Below are 16,401 nucleotides of genomic sequence, written 5' to 3' on the forward strand. Positions count from 1 at the left end.
GCGACCGTCTCCGCATGACCGAAGGCTCGACACCACACATCTCCTCGGCGCGGATCACCGTACTGGGGGTGCAACCCGGAAACCCGCCCTTCCGCATCGTGGAGGTCGACGGCGAGTTCGTCGGCAGGGCGACCTCGATGACGGACGTGCTCCTGATCGCCGCGGAGGCGGGGATCACGATCCACGACCTCGACGACCTCGAAGTGGTCCGATGGGTCAGCGGCGGCAAGTTCACCTGGACGATCCTGAGCTAGGCAGGGAACTCAGCGGGTGCTGTGCCCGAGGACCACATGGGCCGCGGCCTGACCGTCGGCATCCGTGTCGATGAAGGACACCACCACCGGGCTGCTGCCCGTGGGTCCGCCCGCCGTGGCGCGCAGCCGGTAGCGCTCGGTGCGGACGGCCTCGCGGGCGAGCGGGCCGCCACCTGAGAACTGGGACGGCGGCTTGACGTCGTTGGCGATACGGAAGTCGGCCGGGCGCCAGCTGCCCGAGGCCGGGTCGAAACGTTCCAGCAGGAAGCCCGGCCCGCTGCCCGTCCCGGCGCCGGCTTCGCCGACCAGCATCTCCATCTGGAAGACGACCAGCAGATGCCGGTACTCGACGGAGTTGCCGTTCCGCAGGGTGACGGTGAACTCCTGCGGGGCGCCGCCCCGTACGAGGGCGAGCCGACCGCCCCGGGTGTCGACCGCGGCCGTGAGCCGGGTCGGAGCCGGGGGAGGCGGCACGGCCCGGGTCACGGGCGTGGTCGGGGTCGCGGACGCGGAGGGTCCGGGCGAGGAGGCAGTGGCCGAGGGCGAGGCGGAATCCGACACCGAGGCGGACACCGACGCCGACACCTCGGCGGAGGCCGAAACGGACGCCGAAACGGACGCCGGGACGGAGGCGGCCGCCGGGGCCGCGCCGTCCTTGTCCCCGCACCCGGTGGCACCCGCCAGCAGGACGGCCGCCACGGCCGCCGCGCTCAGTGCGCTGCGCGGGTCTCGGGATACTGGCATGGGATCGGTCCTCCAGGGGTGGGCTTCGCCAGGAAGCTACAAGGTGGCGCCCCTGCCGACGAGGTCGATCACGCTTCGAGGCGGCGACGGTTCGGTCACGGTCCCGCCCCCCTCGTGCCGGTCAGACGCGGAGCGTGGCCTCCAGGACGGTGACCGCGCGCCCGGTGAGGAGTACCCGGTCCCCGTGGAGCGCGACCCTGACCAGCCCGGGGCGTCCCGAAGCCTGCAGGCCGACGAGGGCGTCGGCGCGGCCCAGCCGCGCCGCCCAGTAGGGGGCCAGCGCGGTATGGGCGCTGCCGGTGACCGGGTCCTCGGGTATGCCCCTCGCGGGAGCGAAGAACCGGGAGACGAAGTCGTACCCGGACCCGGCCGTGTCGGCCGCCGCGGTGACGATGACCCCGCGCGATTCCTCGCGCAGCGACAGGGCCGCGATCGCCGCGAGGTCGGGCCGCAGGGCCCGCACGGCGGTCTCGTCGGGCAGGACGGCGAGCAGATCGCCCAGCACGCCCGTACGGAACGTGGCCTCGGGCCGGATCCCCAGGGCGTCGGCGAGACCCGCGGGTACCGCAGCCTCGGTCACGGGGGCGGCCGGGAAGTCCAGGGTGATCTCGCCACCCGCTCCGTCCTCCCCGTCCTCGGCCCACGCGGTGAGCAGACCGCTGGACCGGCTGAGGAACCGTACGGAGCCGCCCGTCAGCAGCCCCTCCCGGCGCAGCGTGTGCACCGTGGCCAAGGTGGCGTGGCCGCACAGGTTGGCCTCGACGAGCGGGGTGAACCAGCGGATCTCCCAGTCGGCCCCGGCCCCGGCCGGGAGCCGTCGGGCGAACGCCGTCTCGGGATGGTTGAGCTCGGCGGCGACCTGCCCCAGCCACGCGTCGTCCGGCCAGGGGGCGGCCGGGAGCAGGCACACACCGGCGGGGTTCCCGGCGAAGGGGCGGTTGGTGAAGGCGTCTACGATCCGGATGCGCATGCCGCGAACGTAGCGAGGCCGATCCGCCTCCGGGCAAGGCCAATTCCGGGAGAGTGGCCTGCGGCCACGTGCGAGCGGGGTGTCCGCCGGTGTGACGAGGCGGTCAGGCGGGCTGCCACAGTTCGACCCGGTTGCCCGCAGGATCGGTGACCCAGCCGAAGCGGCCGACACCTTCCATGTCCTGCGTCTCCTCGGCCACGTCCGCGCCCTTGGCGCGCAACTGCGCGAGCATCGCATCCAGGTCGCGGACCCGGAAGTTGAGCATGGTCTGCTGGGCGCGGGAGCCGAAGTAGTCGGTCTCCGAGTCGAACGCCGCGAACACCGTCGGCCCGGCGCCCTGCTGCCACAAACCGTGCTCGTCGGCCTCCAGGCCCAGGCAGTCGCGGTACCACGCACCGAGGGCCGCAGCGTCGGCCGCCCGCATGAAGTACCCGCCGATTCCCAGCACACGTTCCATGCCGCCATGGTGCCAGGACGGCGACCGGACGGGCGGGCACCACACCCGCATCCGCGCGACGGCCACGGCTCCGTCCCTGGGGGACGCGTCAGCCCAGCGGCTTTTCGAAGCCGAAGGCGGTCACGGACATCCGCTCGCGGAAGTAGAAGCGGTGCGCGTCGGTCCGCTGGGTGCCGGATTCCAGCGTGAGAGCGGTGCAGCCGGCGGCCAGGGCGTGCTGCTCCAGGTGCGCGAGCAGCGCGTGGCCCACGCCGGTGGAGCGGGCGGCGGCCGCGGTGACCAGGTCGTCGACGTAGAGCGAGCGGACCGCCGCGGTGTTGACGACGACCCGCCAGCCGGCCGCGCCCACGCACGCGCCGTCCGCGTCGTAGGCGGCGGTGAAGCGCAGGCCCTGGCCGTGCGCCTCCGTCAGGATCCCGAGGAACAGCTCCTCGCTGAGGTGGGGACGCAGTTCGAGCAGCACGGGGAGCAGGTCGGTGGTGAGCCGGGGGTCGCCGGACTCAAGGTCGATGATCTTCATTCGATGAGCCTACTGGGCCGTACGGGAGAGCTCTCGGCCGAAGCCGTCGCGCGCGGCGTCCGCGGGCGTGTCGAAATGGGAAGGACGGCTCCGACGTCCCGTACGAAAGGCTCCCGATCCCGGAGCCGCCGCGCAGAACAGAAGGAGTGGCACCCCATGAAGTACATGCTGATGGTTCTCGGGAAGCAGGCCGACTACGACGCCATGGGCGGCGCCGCGAACAGCGACAGCCCCGGATGGTCCGAAGCGGACCTCAAGGCGATGTTCGACTACATGGGCGCCCTCAACGACGACCTCGCCGAGTCGGGCGAGTGGGTCGACGGGCAGGGCCTGGCCGAACCCCGCCACGCCCGCCTGGTCACCGCGGCCGCCGACGGCAGCCCCGTGATCTCCGACGGGCCGTACGGGGAGGCCAAGGAGGTGCTCGCCGGGTACTGGATCGTCGACGTCGCGGACTTCGACCGCGCCGCCGAGATCGCCGCCCGCGCCTACGCGTGTCCGGTGCCCGAGGGCGCACCCAACTACCCGGTCGTCGTCCACCCCGTCGACAGCCGCTCGGGGACCGAGATGTGCTGACCACCCCCGGACCCGACCCCGGACCCGGACCCGACCCCGGACCCGCACCCGCGAGCGAGGACCTGCTGCGCCGACTGGCGCCGCAGGTCCTCGGCGCGCTCGTCCGCCGCTACGGGCACTTCGACGCGGCCGAGGACGCCGTGCAGGAGGCCCTGCTCGCCGCCGCCCGGCAGTGGCCGGAGGAGGGCCGCCCGGCCAACCCGCGCGGCTGGCTGATCCGGGTCGCCTCCCGCCGGCTCACCGACCAGCTGCGCAGCGAGGAGGCGCGCAGGCGCCGCGAGGAGACGGCCGCCGCGCTGACCCCGCGCGACGAGTTCGTGGCTCCGCCGCCGGGGGAGGGCCGGGCCCCCGCCGAGGACGACACCCTCGCCCTGCTCTTCCTCTGCTGCCGGGCCGAACTGCCTCCCGCCGGCCGGATCGCCCTCACCCTGCGGGCCGTCGGCGGTCTCACCACCGCGGAGATCGCCCGCGCCCTGCTGGTGCCCGAGGCCACGATGGCCCAGCGGATCAGCCGGGCGAAACGGCGCATCAAGGCCTCCGAGACCCCGTTCGGCATCAGGACCGACGGCACCCATGGCACCCACGGCACCCACGGCACCGGCCCGGAAGCGGCCGAGGAGCATGCCGCACGGCTCGCCGACGTGCTCCATGTGCTCTACCTGATCTTCAACGAGGGCTACACCGCCACCTCCGGCCGCGATCTGCAGCGCGCCGACCTGGCCGCCGAGGCGATCCGCCTCACCCGCGCCGTCCACGCGCAGCTCCCGGCCGACGGCGAGGTGTCCGGCCTGCTGGCCCTGATGCTGCTCACCGACGCCCGCCGCAGTGCCCGCACCACCCCCGACGGCGACCTGGTGCCCCTCGCCGAGCAGGACCGCACGCGCTGGGACCGCGCCGCCGTCACCGAAGGTCGCCCTGGTCAGCGACGCCCTCACCCGCGCGCCGCTGGGCCCGTACCAGCTGCGAGCCGCGATCGCGGCCGTGCACGACGAGGCGGCGAGCGACGAGGACACCGACTGGGCGGAGATCCTCGCCCTGTACGAGGTACTGGTGCGCATGGTCCCCGGCCCCGTGGAGCGCCTGGGCCACGCGGTCGCGGTGGCCATGGTCCACGGGCCCCGGCGGGCCCTGGACCTGCTCGCGGACCTGGACGCGGACGAGCGTCTGGCCGGCCACCACCGCCTCGAAGCCGTACGGGCCCACCTGCTGGAGATGGCGGGCGAGCGGGCGGCGGCGCGGGCCGCATATGCGAAGGCCGCCGGCCTCACGCTCAGCGTTCCGGAGCGCCGCTACCTCCTGTTCCGGGCCGCCCGGCTCGCGGAGTGAGCGGGCAGGGCCCCGCTCGGGCGTCCGCATGACGGACACGGTCCACCGTTGTCAGAGGCGCCGCCTACTCTTGATCACGTGAGCCCGACCTCTGACGACCACCGCGCCCCCGAACGTTCCCTCGCCGAGATCAACGCCGACATCCGCTGCCTCTTCGCACGCGCCGAGGGCCGCCTCTCCGACGCGGAGCGGATCCGCCACGCCGCACTGCTGGGCGAGTGGGCCTCGGCGATACGCGCGTCGGTGGTCCCGGCCGCGTAGCGGTCCCGCCCCGGCCGGCCCCGCACCCGCACGGCCGGGCCGCACCGGTCGTATCGGACCGGTCGTGTCGGACCGATGACTCCGGCGCCCGGCGGCGGTCTTCCCTACGAGCATCCGCACGTACGAGAAGGTGGACCATGAGCGACCTGCGCAGTCTCCTGGAGACCCACGTCGGTGACGGATCACTCCCCGGCGCGGTGGCCCTGGTGGCACACGGCGACGACATCGAGGTCGCGGCCGTCGGCTCCGTCGACACGTCCGGCACCGCACCCATGGCCCGCGACTCCCTCTTCCGGATCGCCTCGGTCACCAAGCCCGTGACCGCCGCGGCCACCATGATGCTGGTCGAGGACGGACTGCTGGCCCTCGACGTCCCCGTGGCCCGCTGGCTACCGGAACTCGCCGCGCCGACGGTGGTCCGTACCCCGTCCGCACCGCTCCACGACGTGGTGCCCGCCGACCGTCCGATCACCGTCGCCGACCTCCTCACCTTCCGCGCAGGCTACGGCTTCCCCGCCGACTTCTCGCTGCCCGCCGTCGCCCCGCTGTTCGGCGCGCTGAAGCAGGGGCCGCCCAGGCCGCAGGAGGTGCCGGAGCCCGACGTGTGGATGGCGGCCCTGGGGCGGATCCCGCTCCTCCACCAGCCCGGCGAGGCATGGCTCTACAACACCTGCTCCGACATCCTCGGGGTGCTGATCGCCCGAGCGACCGGACAGCCCTTCCAGGACGTGCTCGCCGAGCGCGTCTTCGAACCGCTCGGCATGCGGGACACCGCGTTCGCGGTACCGCCGGGGCAGCTCCACCGGTTCACCGGCTACTACCGCGCCGACCCCGACGGCGGAGCCCTGGAGCTCGTGGACGCGCCCGCCGGCGAGTGGAGCACCCTCCCGGCCTTCCCGTCCGGCGCGGGCGGCCTGGTCTCCACCGTCGACGACCTGTACGCCTTCGGCCGGATGATGCTCGCCGGAGGGACGTACGGCGGTGGCCGACGACTGCTCTCGGCGGACTCGGTACGGCAGATGACCACCGACCACCTCACCGCGCCCCAGCGCGCGGCGGGCGCCCTGTTCCTGGAGGGCCAGGGCTGGGGCTTCGGCGGCTCGGTCGACGTGGCCCGCCTCGACCCGTGGAACGTACCGGGCCGGTACGGCTGGATCGGCGGCACCGGCACCGCCGCCCACATCGTCCCCGCCACCGGGGCGGTCACCCTGCTCCTCACCCAGCGGGAGCTGGCCGGCCCGGCCGCGCCCGAGGTGATGCGGGAGTTCTGGACCTACGCCGCCGCGCGCCCCTGACCGCCCGCCGTTCCCCGGCTTCCCCCGACCGGCCCGACCGCCCTCGCCGCCCCGGCCGCCCCGCCGCCCCTACGTCCGCCGGCCGGTGGCGTGCGCCGCCCGTTCCCGCAGCCGGCGCTTGTCCGGCTTGCCCCGCGCCGTCAGCGGGATCGCCCGTTCCCAGAACACCGCGGTGGGCCGGTGCGCCGGGGCCAGCTCCTTCTCCACCAGCTCACAGGCCTCGGCGGCGAGACCGGGGCCGGGCTCGTACCCCGCCGCGGGTACCAGGAAGGCGCACACCTCCTCGCCGGTGAGGTCGCTGTGCCGCCCCACCACCACGGCCCGGGCGACCGCGGGATGCCGGGCGAGCGCGGCCTCGACCGGCACGCAGTACACGTTGTCCCCGTGGACCATCACCACGTCGTGGATCCGGTCGTCCAGGTACAGGTAGCCGTCCGCCCCGAAGTGCCCGAGGTCCCCCGTCCGCAGCCATCCGTCCCGCAGCACCCCGGCCGTCAGCCCCGGCTGCCCCCAGTAGCCGGTCATCATCGCCCCCGACCGCATCCACACCTCGCCCGTGCGGCCGGCCGCCACCGCCGTGCCCCGCCCGTCGCGCACCTCCACCTCCACCCCCGCGACGGGCCGTCCCACCGACGCCAGCAGCTCCGGCCGCCCGCCCACCGCCGCCTCGTGATCGGCGGGGGAGAGCCGGCAGATCACCGCCGCCTCGTTCGTGCCGTATCCCTGCCGCCAGCGGCCGCCCCAGCGGGTCACCGCCTCGCGCAGCCGCTCGGGGTGGACGGGAGAATCGCCGTAGGAGACCGCCTCCAGCCCCGGGACACCGTGGGCGGTCGCCGGGTCGTCCAGCAGCCGGTACACCATCGAGGTGGTCAGGTACGTGGACACCGGCGCCAGGCGCCGGCAGGCCGCCGCGAACCCCGCGGGCGTGAACGGCTCGAGGATCTCCACCCGGCCCCCGGCCCGCCACTGCTCCAGGCACCGCCCGCCCGACCGCTGCGCCAGCGAGGTCACCGACAGGTACACCGAATCCGCCCAGGCCGCCGGCCGTACGGCGTTCCGCGCGGCCATCGCCCCGAAGGTGGAGGCCACGCCCTTGGGCCGCCCCGTGGTCCCGCCCGTGTACGTCACCCGCGCCACGTCGTCCTCCCGCGCCCGCACCGCCACCGCGCCGGGCTCGCACCGGCCGGCCCGGCGGAGCAGCTCGGCCAGGCCGAGCCGGGGCGCTCCGGTACCGGGCACCGGCACATCGTGCACGACCAGGTCCGGCCGGCAGTCCCGCAGGACGAAGTCGAGCCCGTACAGGGCGGGCCCGGCGAGGACCTGGGTCAGCCGGGCGCCCAGCAGATGCGCGGCGATCCGTACCAGCAGCACCTCCGGCCGGTTCGAACCCGTGACGCAGGCCAGTCCCGAGCCGCGCCCGATCCCAGCCCCGGAGAGCGCCCCGGCCAGTCGGCAGGCCCCGTCGAGCACCTCCCGGAAGCCGAGGACGGCCGGACCGGCGCCGAGCGCCGGCTGCCCGGCGAACCGCTCCAACGCCCCTACCAGCGACGTGACATACCGCGCGGCCACCATGGGGGACTGCCTCTCCGCGCCGCTCCGGGACACCGGCATCATGGACGCCATGACGAACGATTCCCGTGCTCGTTCCTTCAGCTCCGCGGCCGCACGCTACGCCGCCCATCGCCCCGCGTACCCGCCCGCGCTCTTCGACACGCTGGCGGAGATGGCCGGCTTTCCGCTGGCCGGAGCAAGGGTCGCCGACGTCGGGGCGGGGACGGGGATCGCCACCGCCCTCCTGGAGGCCCGCGGGGCCCTGGTGGTCGGGGTGGAGCCGGGTGAGGGCATGGCGCAGGAGTTCCGCCGCCGCAACCCCGGCACGCCGCTGGTCCGCGCGGACGGCAACCGGCTGCCGCTGGCCTCGGGGTGCCTGGATCTGCTGACGTACGCGCAGTCCTGGCACTGGACGGACCCGGCGCACGCGGTCCCCGAAGCCCTGCGCGTCCTGCGCCCCGGCGGGGCCCTGGCGGTGTGGCAGAACGACCCGGACACCGGGGTCGGCTGGATCGCCGATCAGCAGAACCGGATCGAGGAGCGGTTCGGCCCGGGCTGGTACATCAACGAGCGCGCCCTCTCCCAGGAGGGGCTGCGCTTCACCGACCGCCGACTGGCGTGGTCGCGGCGCGTCCCGGTCGACACGCATCTGGCCAAGCTGTCCACCCACTCCCTGTTCCTCATCGGCGAGCCCGGCACGGATGCCTTCCTGGAGGACGAACGCGCCCTCCTGATGGAGCGCTTCCCGGACGGATGGGTGGAGGAGCACTACGTCGTCGAGCTGAGCGTGGCCGTCCGGGGGCGTGAGACGCGGTAGGGGCCGTTCGGGTGAAGCGTCGCAACCTGTGTCCTCCCGAGCCGTTGATCAAGGTGCTTGTCACCGTGCACTCGTGCGACAGAAGGACCACTGATGATCAAGAAGTTCATGGCCACCGCCGCCGTCACCGCGTCGATCGTCGGCGCGGGCGCGGCCATGGCCGCCCCGGCCATGGCCATCGGCAACGACAACGGGGTCAACACCGTCCAGGGCAACGGCGCCGCGCAGATCTACGGCAACCAGGAGACCCGTGGTGACCTGAGCCCGCAGCTCGGCGCCGTCCAGGGCACCCTGAACAAGCCCTGCATCGGCCTGCCCGTCAAGGTCAACGCCCAGTCCCTGATCGCGCTCCTCGCCAACGTCGGTGTCCAGGACGTCAACGTCCTGTCCAACCCGCAGAACCAGCAGTGCACCGAGAACTCCACCCAGGCCAAGGGCGACGAGCCGCTCTCGCACATCCTGGACAACATCCCGGTCCTCTCGGGCAACGTCTCGGCCAACAGCTGACACAGTCCCCTTGTGCGAGCCGGGGCCTCCGACGCCTGCGCGAGTGCCCACGGGGCCCCGGCTTGGTCCACCCGGATCCACGGTTCCCCGGATCCGCCTCCTCCACCGGCGCGCGGCGGCCGACCGGCCGCCGGGATTGGGCACCGAACCGTACGCCGCAGAGCCTCCCGCCCGACCGGGCCGGAGGCTCTGTGCATGTCCCTGCAGCCTTTGTCAAGACACGAATGCCCGCGACGTGACGGGCGGTGTTTCGATCATGCCCACTGGAATCTCCCGCTTCACCCGGACGGTGTGAGGCACAGCAGGTCCAGGAGGCGAGTGGCGATGAACCCGGAAGGCGCGGAGACGAACCGCTGGGCGGCCGTCGGGCACGTGGACGGAGACGAAATGATCTTCGCGGCGATCGCGGCGGACGTACGGGCGGCGATCGAGGCGCTGCGCGCGAGCCGGCTGGACGCGGCGGCGGACCACGTGGAGCGTGCGGCCGGTCTCTTCGACCGGGCCACGGTGCTGTTCCGGACGGTGGCCACCCCGCGACCCGGACACGCCGTCCGGTCGGAGGAGTATGAGCGCTTCGAGAACCTGTGCGGTCTGCCGACCGCCCCGGGCGACGCCCACGACACGGTGGTCCGGGCCTATCTCGACCTGCGCCGCTCGGCCCGGTTCGGCGAGGCCGAGTGGAACCGCTTCCGCAGCGCGCTCGCCGGTCTGGAGGAGCAGCACCAGCGCTGGAAGTCCGAGTGCCTGGCGCAGCCGGCCCTGCCGGCGGCCCGGTGAGCGCAGCGGCGCCGGCGAGCTCGTCCGAGGACGGGTCAGAAGGGGCGCGTGGGAAGGTACTTGCCGTCCAGCGTGATGACGGCGCGCTCACCGCCCTCGGGGTCGGCGACCTTCCTGACGTCCAGCTTGAAGTTGATCGCGCTGATGATGCCGTCCCCGAACTGCTCGTGGACCAGTGCCTTCAGCGTGGTCCCGTAGACCTGCAGCATCTCGTGGAAGCGGTAGATCGTCGGATCGGCCGGGATGCCGCCGGGGACGGAACCGCGGGTCGGGATCGTCTGCAGGAGCCGCACCGCGTCCTCGTCCAGGCCCAGCAGGCCGGCCACCGCCTTCGCGGCGGACTCGGGCAGGGCGTGCTGGCCCAGCAGGGCGGCGGTGACGAAGGCGACCGACAGGCCGGCCGCGTCGGCGAGCTGCTGCCAGGACAGGTCTCTCCGGGTCTTCGCGTCGACGACGGCGACGGCCAGGGCCTGGCGGGCGGTGGGGTCGAACTGGGCGTGCTGCATCAAGGTGTCCTTCGGTGAGGGGATGAGGGGATGAGCGGGACGAGGGGTGGAGGATGGGGCGGCAGGGCGCGCGGGATCAGCCGGCCGGTGCGGGGCCGACGTCCGTGACACCGCCGGAGCGGATGTCGTAGACCCAGCCGTGCAGCGTCAGGGTCCCCGCGGCCCGCGCGCGGGCGACCGAGGGGTGGGTGGCCAGGTTCGCGAGCTGGGCGCGCACGTTCTCGCGGACCAGGGCGGACAGCCGGCCGGGACCGGTGACGCCCGCCGTACGGGCCACCGAGGCGTCCGCATGCCGCAGCCACCCCGCGACGGAGGCGGCGGCGCTCAGGTCGGCGCCCTCGGCCAGGGCGGTCATCGCCCCGCAGGCGGAGTGCCCGCACACGACGATGCCGGTGACGCCGAGGACGGCGACGGCGTACTCGATGCTGGCCGCCACCCCGTCCGCGCCCGGTGCGTGGGCGGGGACGAGATTTCCGGCGGTACGGACGACGAACAACTCGCCCGGCTCGCTCTGGGTGATCAGTTCCGGCACCACGCGGGCGTCCGAGCAGCCGATGAACAGGGTCGTCGGCCGGTGCACCTCGGCCAGGCGGGCGAAGAGGTCCGCCTTGGCCGGAAACACCTCGCGCCGGAAACGCGCGACGCCGTCCGCGAGGTCGTGCGGGGCGGGCCCGGCCTGCGTGGTGTGGGTGGTCTGCATGGTCACTCCCTGCGGTGGGATGCGCCCCCTTTGGGGCTTGACGTGTTCCACCATGCATGACCTGCGTCTATTGTGTCCAAGACGCAATATCCATGTCTGTCATCGATGCCATCTATAGTCGTTCCATGGCACTGGAACTGCGTCACCTGCGCTATTTGATCGCCGTCGCCGAACACGGCAGCTTCACCCGCGCCGCGGAAGAGCTGCGGATCTCCCAGCCGACCCTGTCCCAGCAGGTGAAGCAGCTCGAACGCACCGTCGGCGTGCAGCTGTTGGACCGTACCGGGCGCGCCGTGCGGCTCACCGACGCCGGCGCGACGTACGTCCACTACGCGCGCGGCGCCCTACGGGACCTCGCCGCGGCCGAGCGCGCCGTCCTGGACCTGGCCGACCTCTCCCGCGGCCACCTGCGCCTCGCACTGACCCCCACCTTCACCGCGTACCTCGTCGGCCCGCTCGTCGCCGGTCTCCACACCGCGCACCCCGGCATCACCCTGGAGATCCGGGAAATGCCCCAGGACCGGATCGAAGCCGGGCTGCTCGCCGACGAACACGAGCTCGGCCTCGCCTTCGAGGGGCCGCATCTGCCCGGGATCGCCGCGACCCCGCTGTTCACGGAGACCCTCGGTCTGGTCACCGCCGCCGGCGCGGATTCCGGCCCGCTGACCGTACGCGACCTCGCGACGCACCGACTGGCGCTGCTCAGCGGGGACTTCGCCACCCGCGAGCACGTCGACGCCTACCTCGCCGGCCATGGAGTTCGGCCGCACATCGCGGTCGAGGCGAACTCCGTGCAGGCCCTCACCGAGATCGTCCGGCGCACCACGCTGGCCACCGTCCTGCCCGACGCCGTCACCCACGACCACCCGTACCTGCGCCCCGTACCGCTCGAGCCCGCCCTGCCGTCCCGAACGGTGACCCTGCTGCGCCGGGAGAGCGCGTACGAGAGCGCCGCGGCCCGCGCCTTCACCGAGCTCACCGCGGCACTGGTCCGGGAACGCGGCTACCGCCCCCCGCCGTGCGCGCACGCGCAGCGGGAGGCGGCCGGGAGCGGGGCGGATCACTTGCCGGGGCACTCCTTCCAGGCCAGGTGATAGATGGTGTTGATGCTGCCGTCGGTGGAGTCCATCGTCATGTAGCTGGTCGACGAGGGGGACGAGGTGCCTCTGGTCACGCGCAGCTCGGTGTTGATGTTGAAGTTCCGCTGCACCCCGCACGGCGCCCAGACCAGTTGGGCCCAGTCGGTCACGTCGGTGGCCTGCCAGTTGTCCTCCTGGGGGCCGCTGAAGTTGTGGGTGCGCGCGGCGGTGTCCGGTGAGCCCTGGAAGTAGTACGAGGCCTTCTCGGTGGCCTTGGCGCCCGGCGCGAGCGAGGCGTAGCCGCGGTAGTCGGCACTGGCGACCGCGTAGGTGAAGCCCTGGGGCACGTGCACGATCAGGCTGAGCTGGCAGTTCTTGCGCGCCGCGGTGGGCGGGGCGCCGCCTCCGACCTGGGCCAGGTACTGGCTGTAGGTCACGGTGAAGGCGGTGTTGTCCTGGGACACGGCGACCTGCGCGGTGTCCTTGGGGCACCCGGATCCGTTGACCGTGGCGACTTCGATCACGATGCGGTCGGGCGGCGGGTTCACGATCGTGGAGGGGGTGGCGTGCGTGGGCAGGGTGGCGGTGAGCAGGGCGCCGATCGCGCCGCTCACGAGGAATCCGCCGGACATGTTTCTCCGATCCACTGCTTTCGGTACCGGGCGGCGCGCAGGCGGGCATGCCTGCGTGCCGGTGGGTGGGGGTGCGGCCGGCCAGAGCGGGGCCGGGTCGTCACAGACCGGTGTGCAGGGTGGAACGGGGGCAGGCCCAGGAAGGGGAATCTGGGCATGTCCCTGACAATTCCCGGTCGGTGAAGACCGGGTGCCCGAATCGTAGGAACCCCGGGCGGCCCGGACCAGGGCGATGTCCGGCCAATCGCGTGGCCCGGACCGGACCGGCCGGATCCGGACGACCGGCCGGAGACCGGAGAGCGGAATCAGGCCGCGGCCGGCCCGGCCAGCCGCTCGACGCGCGCCACGAACTCCGCGGGATGGAACGGCTTCGCCAGACAGTCGCTCACCCCGGCCTCCAGCGCGCGCACCGTGCACTCCGGATCCGCCGGCGGCAGCGCGAGGATCGGCACCCGCCCGTGCTCGGGGTGCCGGCGGATCTCCTCGAACAGCGCCACCTCGTCCAGGCCCGGCCCGGTGCGCTCACAGATCACCAGATCGATCGGGCCGGCGCTGCCCAGCAGGGAGACGGTGTCCACCCCGGTCCCGCCGTCGACCACCGTGAACCCCCGGGCCACGAGGAGGCGCTCCAGCAGGCCCCGGAGGGTGGTCTCCTTCGCCACGAGGATGATCCTGCCCGGAGTGTCGCCGCTCATGTCGTTCCTCTTCATCCGTGTGGGGGGTCCCGCAGAGCCTACGAGGCGGGGCGTGTGCACACCCGCTCCGGGGCACCCCATCCGGTAGCTTCGGTCCATGAGCACAGAGCCGCAGAGCTTTGAGATCCTGCTGGTGCCCGGGCACATCGAGAACCTGCGCGGCCAGTCCCCCGCGGACCGGGCCCTGCGGTCGGCCACGGTCGAGGCGACCGGCGAGACGGGCGCCTCGGGCTACCCCCGCTACCGCGGGCAGGGCGTGGAGGCCGACATCGACCCGAGCACGCGCACGGTCGAGGCCCTGCTGGTCGACGGCGCGGAGCTGGACTACGGGCTGGTCGCCATGATCGCCCCCGAACGGGGCCACGGCAAGCGCTGAAGACACCCCCGAGGCGCGGGATCCGGACCGCGCGAGGAAGTGCGGGCGACTCGCCGCTCCGAGCCGGCACCGGCCATTTCACACCCACGGTACGTACGGTCGCGGTGATGCCCCGTAGCCTCGATGTGCGGCCGCCCCCGTGCGAAGGGCCGCCGTACACGAGCCACCTCCCTGCCCCGCCCACTCTCTGAGCGGAGAACCACAGATGGCACCCACCCTCGCCCTCAAGCCCGGAACCGCCTGGTCCGACGCGTGGCGGCGGTCCCTGGCCGCCGCCCCCGAGGCCTTCCGCGACGACCGCGTCCTCAATCTCTGGGCCGGCTCCTGGCAGCCCGACGGCCGCAGCCTGCCCGCCACCAGCCCGGTCGACGGCAGCCCCGTCGCGGGCCCGCCGCGGCTCGACCCGCAGACCGCGGGCGCGGCCGTACGGGCCTGCCTCGACGAGCACCGCGCCTGGCGGCACGTCCCGCTGCCAGAACGGCGGGCCCGCGTCACCGCCGCGCTCGACGCCCTCACCGAACACCGGGACCTGCTCTCCCTCCTGCTCGTCTGGGAGATCGGCAAGCCCTGGCACCTCGCCCGGGCCGATGTGGACCGGGCCGTGGACGGCGTCCGCTGGTACGTCGAGCACATCGAGACCATGGCCGAGGGCCGCTCCCCGCTCGCCGGGCCCGTCTCCAACATCGCGAGCTGGAACTACCCCATGTCCGTGCTGGTCCACGCCATGCTCGTGCAGGCCCTCGCGGGCAACGCGGTCATCGCGAAGACCCCCACCGACGGAGGGCTCGCCTGCCTCACCCTCGCCGGCGCGCTGATCCGCCGCGAGGGCATCCCCGTCACCCTGGTCAGCGGCAGCGGGGCCGAACTGTCCGAGGCCCTCGTACGCTCCCCGGAGATCGGCTGCGTCTCCTTCGTCGGCGGCCGCGACACGGGGGCGCGCATCGCCACCGCCGTCACCGACCTCGGCAAGCGTCACATCCTGGAGCAGGAGGGCCTCAACACCTGGGGCATCTGGGAGCACACCGACTGGTCCGCCCTGACGGCGGTCATCCCCAAACTCTTCGACTACGGCAAGCAGCGCTGCACCGCCTACCCGCGCTTCGTCGTCCAGCGCACCGCCTTCGACGCCTTCCTCGCCGCCTACCTGCCGGCCGTCGCGTCCATCCGTACCGGCCACCCGCTCGCCGTCGCGCACCCCGAAGACCCGCTGCCCGAGCTGGACTTCGGCCCCCTCATCAACGCGGCCAAGGCCAAGGAGCTCACCGACCACGCCGCCGAGGCCATCGAGCGGGGCGCCGTACCGCTCTACCGCGGCACGCTGGATCCGGCCCGCTTCCTGGAGGGCCAGGACACCTCCGCGTACATGGCACCGCTCACGCTGCTCAGCCCGCCGGCCTCGTCCCCGCTCTACCACGCGGAACCCTTCGGGCCCGTCGACACGATCGTCCTCGTCGACACCGAGGCGGAACTGCTCGCCGCGATGAACGCCTCGGGCGGAGCCCTCGTCGCGACCCTGTCCACCGACGATCCGGCCACCTTCGCCCGGCTCGCCCCGCAGATCCGGGCCTTCAAACTCGGCCACGGCAAGCCCCGCTCGCGCGGCGACCGCGAGGAGCTCTTCGGCGGGTTCGGCGCATCCTGGCGCGGTGCCTTCGTCGGCGGGGAACTGCTCGTGCACGCCGTCACCGACGGCCGGGACGGCGAACGGCTGCCCGGCAACTTCCCCGAGTACCAGCTGATGCCGTAGGAGTCCGCCTCCCCCGGGCGGGGGAGGCGGACGGTACGCGCGGAGGAGGCGGCGGCGGTGCCACGGCCAGCAGGATGAGGCCATGAGCCGATCACCGAGGAAGCAACTGGTCTGCGCACTCACCGCCTGTGCCGGAGCGCTCGCCTACACCGTGAGCAAGGTGGACCTCGCGCGGGACGGGGAGCTGGGCATGCCGGGATTCCCCGCCCCGCCGGAGGCGTACACCCAGGTCGCCGACGTCACGGCCGCCCAGCTGGGCAATGCCGGCCTCGGACTGCTCATGGCGGTAGTGTCCCTGCTGCTGGTCCGCCCGCCGGCCGCCGCCTGGCTGCGGTGGTCCGCGGTCGGCGTGTCCTGGCTGGGCGTCGCGATGGTCGGGGCCGGGGTCATCGGCTTCGGCGCCCGTGCGGCCGGGCTGGCTCCGGGCCTGGGGGACAGGCCTCCCCACATGGCGACGGCCGTGGCGGCCCTGGTGGTCGGCGCGTTGTGGGTGGCGGGCTGGTCCGTGGCCGCGGCGGGTGCCACGCGGGGCGCGCCGGCCACCCGGGCCGCCCGAGCCAGGTAGCCGATCGGACGGACCCGGCCCGGCCCCCGTGGTGCGGGGCCGGGCC

20 protein-coding genes and 1 pseudogene are annotated in these 16,401 nt (G+C 73.6%); 12 read left to right on the forward strand and 9 right to left on the reverse strand.

The features are described from left to right. Positions 1-14 precede the first annotated feature (14 nt). Positions 15-254: a hypothetical protein gene (locus JYK04_RS39425; RefSeq protein ID WP_189744790.1), complete on the forward strand. Its 240-nt coding sequence runs from the start codon at positions 15-17 to the stop codon at positions 252-254. A gap of 9 nt (positions 255-263) precedes the next feature. Here the strand turns inward: JYK04_RS39425 and JYK04_RS39430 are convergent, their stop codons facing one another. The 4 genes from JYK04_RS39430 to JYK04_RS39445 form a co-directional block, all read right to left on the reverse strand. Continuing rightward, on the reverse strand, positions 264-998 hold the full coding sequence (locus JYK04_RS39430; RefSeq protein WP_189744792.1) for a hypothetical protein: 735 nt from the start codon (positions 996-998) through the stop codon (positions 264-266). Between the two features lie 121 nt (positions 999-1,119). Further along, positions 1,120-1,968 carry a PhzF family phenazine biosynthesis protein gene (locus JYK04_RS39435; RefSeq protein WP_189744794.1) on the reverse strand — a complete coding sequence of 283 codons (849 nt, stop codon included), beginning with the start codon at positions 1,966-1,968 and terminating at the stop codon, positions 1,120-1,122. A gap of 103 nt (positions 1,969-2,071) precedes the next feature. Continuing rightward, positions 2,072-2,425 carry a VOC family protein gene (locus JYK04_RS39440; RefSeq protein WP_189744796.1) on the reverse strand — a complete coding sequence of 118 codons (354 nt, stop codon included), beginning with the start codon at positions 2,423-2,425 and terminating at the stop codon, positions 2,072-2,074. 88 nt (positions 2,426-2,513) lie between these two features. Continuing rightward, positions 2,514-2,945: a GNAT family N-acetyltransferase gene (locus tag JYK04_RS39445; protein ID WP_189744798.1), complete on the reverse strand. Its 432-nt coding sequence runs from the start codon at positions 2,943-2,945 to the stop codon at positions 2,514-2,516. A gap of 156 nt (positions 2,946-3,101) precedes the next feature. On the opposite strand from JYK04_RS39445, the gene JYK04_RS39450 reads away from it, so the two are divergent. The 4 genes and pseudogenes from JYK04_RS39450 to JYK04_RS39465 all read left to right on the forward strand — a co-directional run bounded on the left by JYK04_RS39450 (position 3,102) and on the right by JYK04_RS39465 (position 6,403). Then, positions 3,102-3,521, forward strand: coding sequence for a YciI family protein (locus JYK04_RS39450; protein WP_189744800.1), 420 nt, complete (start codon positions 3,102-3,104; stop codon positions 3,519-3,521). Further along, positions 3,518-4,847: pseudogene (locus JYK04_RS39455) on the forward strand (RNA polymerase sigma factor). Before JYK04_RS39450 ends, JYK04_RS39455 begins: the two are co-directional and overlap by 4 nt. A 78-nt stretch (positions 4,848-4,925) precedes the next feature. Then, complete coding sequence (locus JYK04_RS39460; RefSeq protein ID WP_189744802.1) at positions 4,926-5,108, forward strand: hypothetical protein; 183 nt, start codon at positions 4,926-4,928, stop codon at positions 5,106-5,108. Positions 5,109-5,245: 137 nt separating this feature from the next. Further along, positions 5,246-6,403: a serine hydrolase domain-containing protein gene (locus JYK04_RS39465; RefSeq protein WP_189744804.1), complete on the forward strand. Its 1,158-nt coding sequence runs from the start codon at positions 5,246-5,248 to the stop codon at positions 6,401-6,403. A 69-nt stretch (positions 6,404-6,472) separates the two neighbouring features. Here the strand turns inward: JYK04_RS39465 and JYK04_RS39470 are convergent, their stop codons facing one another. Continuing rightward, positions 6,473-8,026, reverse strand: coding sequence for an AMP-binding protein (locus JYK04_RS39470; RefSeq protein WP_189744806.1), 1,554 nt, complete (start codon positions 8,024-8,026; stop codon positions 6,473-6,475). On the opposite strand from JYK04_RS39470, the gene JYK04_RS39475 reads away from it, so the two are divergent. The 3 genes from JYK04_RS39475 to JYK04_RS39485 all read left to right on the forward strand — a co-directional run bounded on the left by JYK04_RS39475 (position 8,025) and on the right by JYK04_RS39485 (position 10,055). Continuing rightward, a complete protein-coding gene (locus JYK04_RS39475; protein WP_189744808.1) occupies positions 8,025-8,771 on the forward strand; it encodes a class I SAM-dependent methyltransferase in 747 nt (248 codons plus the stop codon). The genes JYK04_RS39470 and JYK04_RS39475 overlap by 2 nt on opposite strands. A 93-nt stretch (positions 8,772-8,864) precedes the next feature. Further along, a complete protein-coding gene (locus JYK04_RS39480) occupies positions 8,865-9,278 on the forward strand; it encodes a rodlin (RefSeq protein WP_189744810.1) in 414 nt (137 codons plus the stop codon). Between the two features lie 324 nt (positions 9,279-9,602). Then, positions 9,603-10,055 (forward strand): hypothetical protein, encoded by a 453-nt coding sequence (locus JYK04_RS39485; protein ID WP_189744812.1) that lies wholly within the window; start codon positions 9,603-9,605, stop codon positions 10,053-10,055. A gap of 35 nt (positions 10,056-10,090) precedes the next feature. Here JYK04_RS39485 and cynS read toward each other — a convergent pair whose 3' ends face one another. Beyond that, positions 10,091-10,561, reverse strand: coding sequence for a cyanase (cynS, locus tag JYK04_RS39490; protein WP_189744814.1), 471 nt, complete (start codon positions 10,559-10,561; stop codon positions 10,091-10,093). A 76-nt stretch (positions 10,562-10,637) separates the two neighbouring features. Beyond that, the gene (locus JYK04_RS39495) at positions 10,638-11,261 is read right to left on the reverse strand and encodes a carbonic anhydrase (protein ID WP_229876686.1); all 624 of its coding nucleotides are present in this window, start codon (positions 11,259-11,261) and stop codon (positions 10,638-10,640) included. A 125-nt stretch (positions 11,262-11,386) separates the two neighbouring features. On the opposite strand from JYK04_RS39495, the gene cynR reads away from it, so the two are divergent. Next, complete coding sequence (gene cynR, locus JYK04_RS39500) at positions 11,387-12,355, forward strand: transcriptional regulator CynR (RefSeq protein WP_189744817.1); 969 nt, start codon at positions 11,387-11,389, stop codon at positions 12,353-12,355. Here the strand turns inward: cynR and JYK04_RS39505 are convergent. After that, positions 12,322-12,972, reverse strand: a complete 651-nt coding sequence (locus tag JYK04_RS39505) for a DUF4360 domain-containing protein (protein WP_189744819.1) — start codon at positions 12,970-12,972, stop codon at positions 12,322-12,324. The genes cynR and JYK04_RS39505 overlap by 34 nt on opposite strands. 305 nt (positions 12,973-13,277) lie before the next feature. Continuing rightward, the gene (locus JYK04_RS39510; RefSeq protein ID WP_189744821.1) at positions 13,278-13,667 is read right to left on the reverse strand and encodes a response regulator; all 390 of its coding nucleotides are present in this window, start codon (positions 13,665-13,667) and stop codon (positions 13,278-13,280) included. A 97-nt stretch (positions 13,668-13,764) separates the two neighbouring features. Here JYK04_RS39510 and JYK04_RS39515 point away from each other — a divergent pair, with 97 nt between their 5' ends. From JYK04_RS39515 to JYK04_RS39525, 3 genes are all read left to right on the forward strand, one after another. After that, complete coding sequence (locus JYK04_RS39515) at positions 13,765-14,043, forward strand: hypothetical protein (RefSeq protein WP_189744823.1); 279 nt, start codon at positions 13,765-13,767, stop codon at positions 14,041-14,043. Between the two features lie 205 nt (positions 14,044-14,248). Further along, positions 14,249-15,790, forward strand: coding sequence for an aldehyde dehydrogenase family protein (locus JYK04_RS39520; RefSeq protein ID WP_189744825.1), 1,542 nt, complete (start codon positions 14,249-14,251; stop codon positions 15,788-15,790). An 82-nt stretch (positions 15,791-15,872) separates the two neighbouring features. Continuing rightward, positions 15,873-16,355, forward strand: coding sequence for a hypothetical protein (locus tag JYK04_RS39525; protein ID WP_189744827.1), 483 nt, complete (start codon positions 15,873-15,875; stop codon positions 16,353-16,355). Positions 16,356-16,401: the final 46 nt, after the last annotated feature.

This window comes from Streptomyces nojiriensis (assembly GCF_017639205.1).
Lineage (GTDB): Bacteria > Actinomycetota > Actinomycetes > Streptomycetales > Streptomycetaceae > Streptomyces > Streptomyces nojiriensis.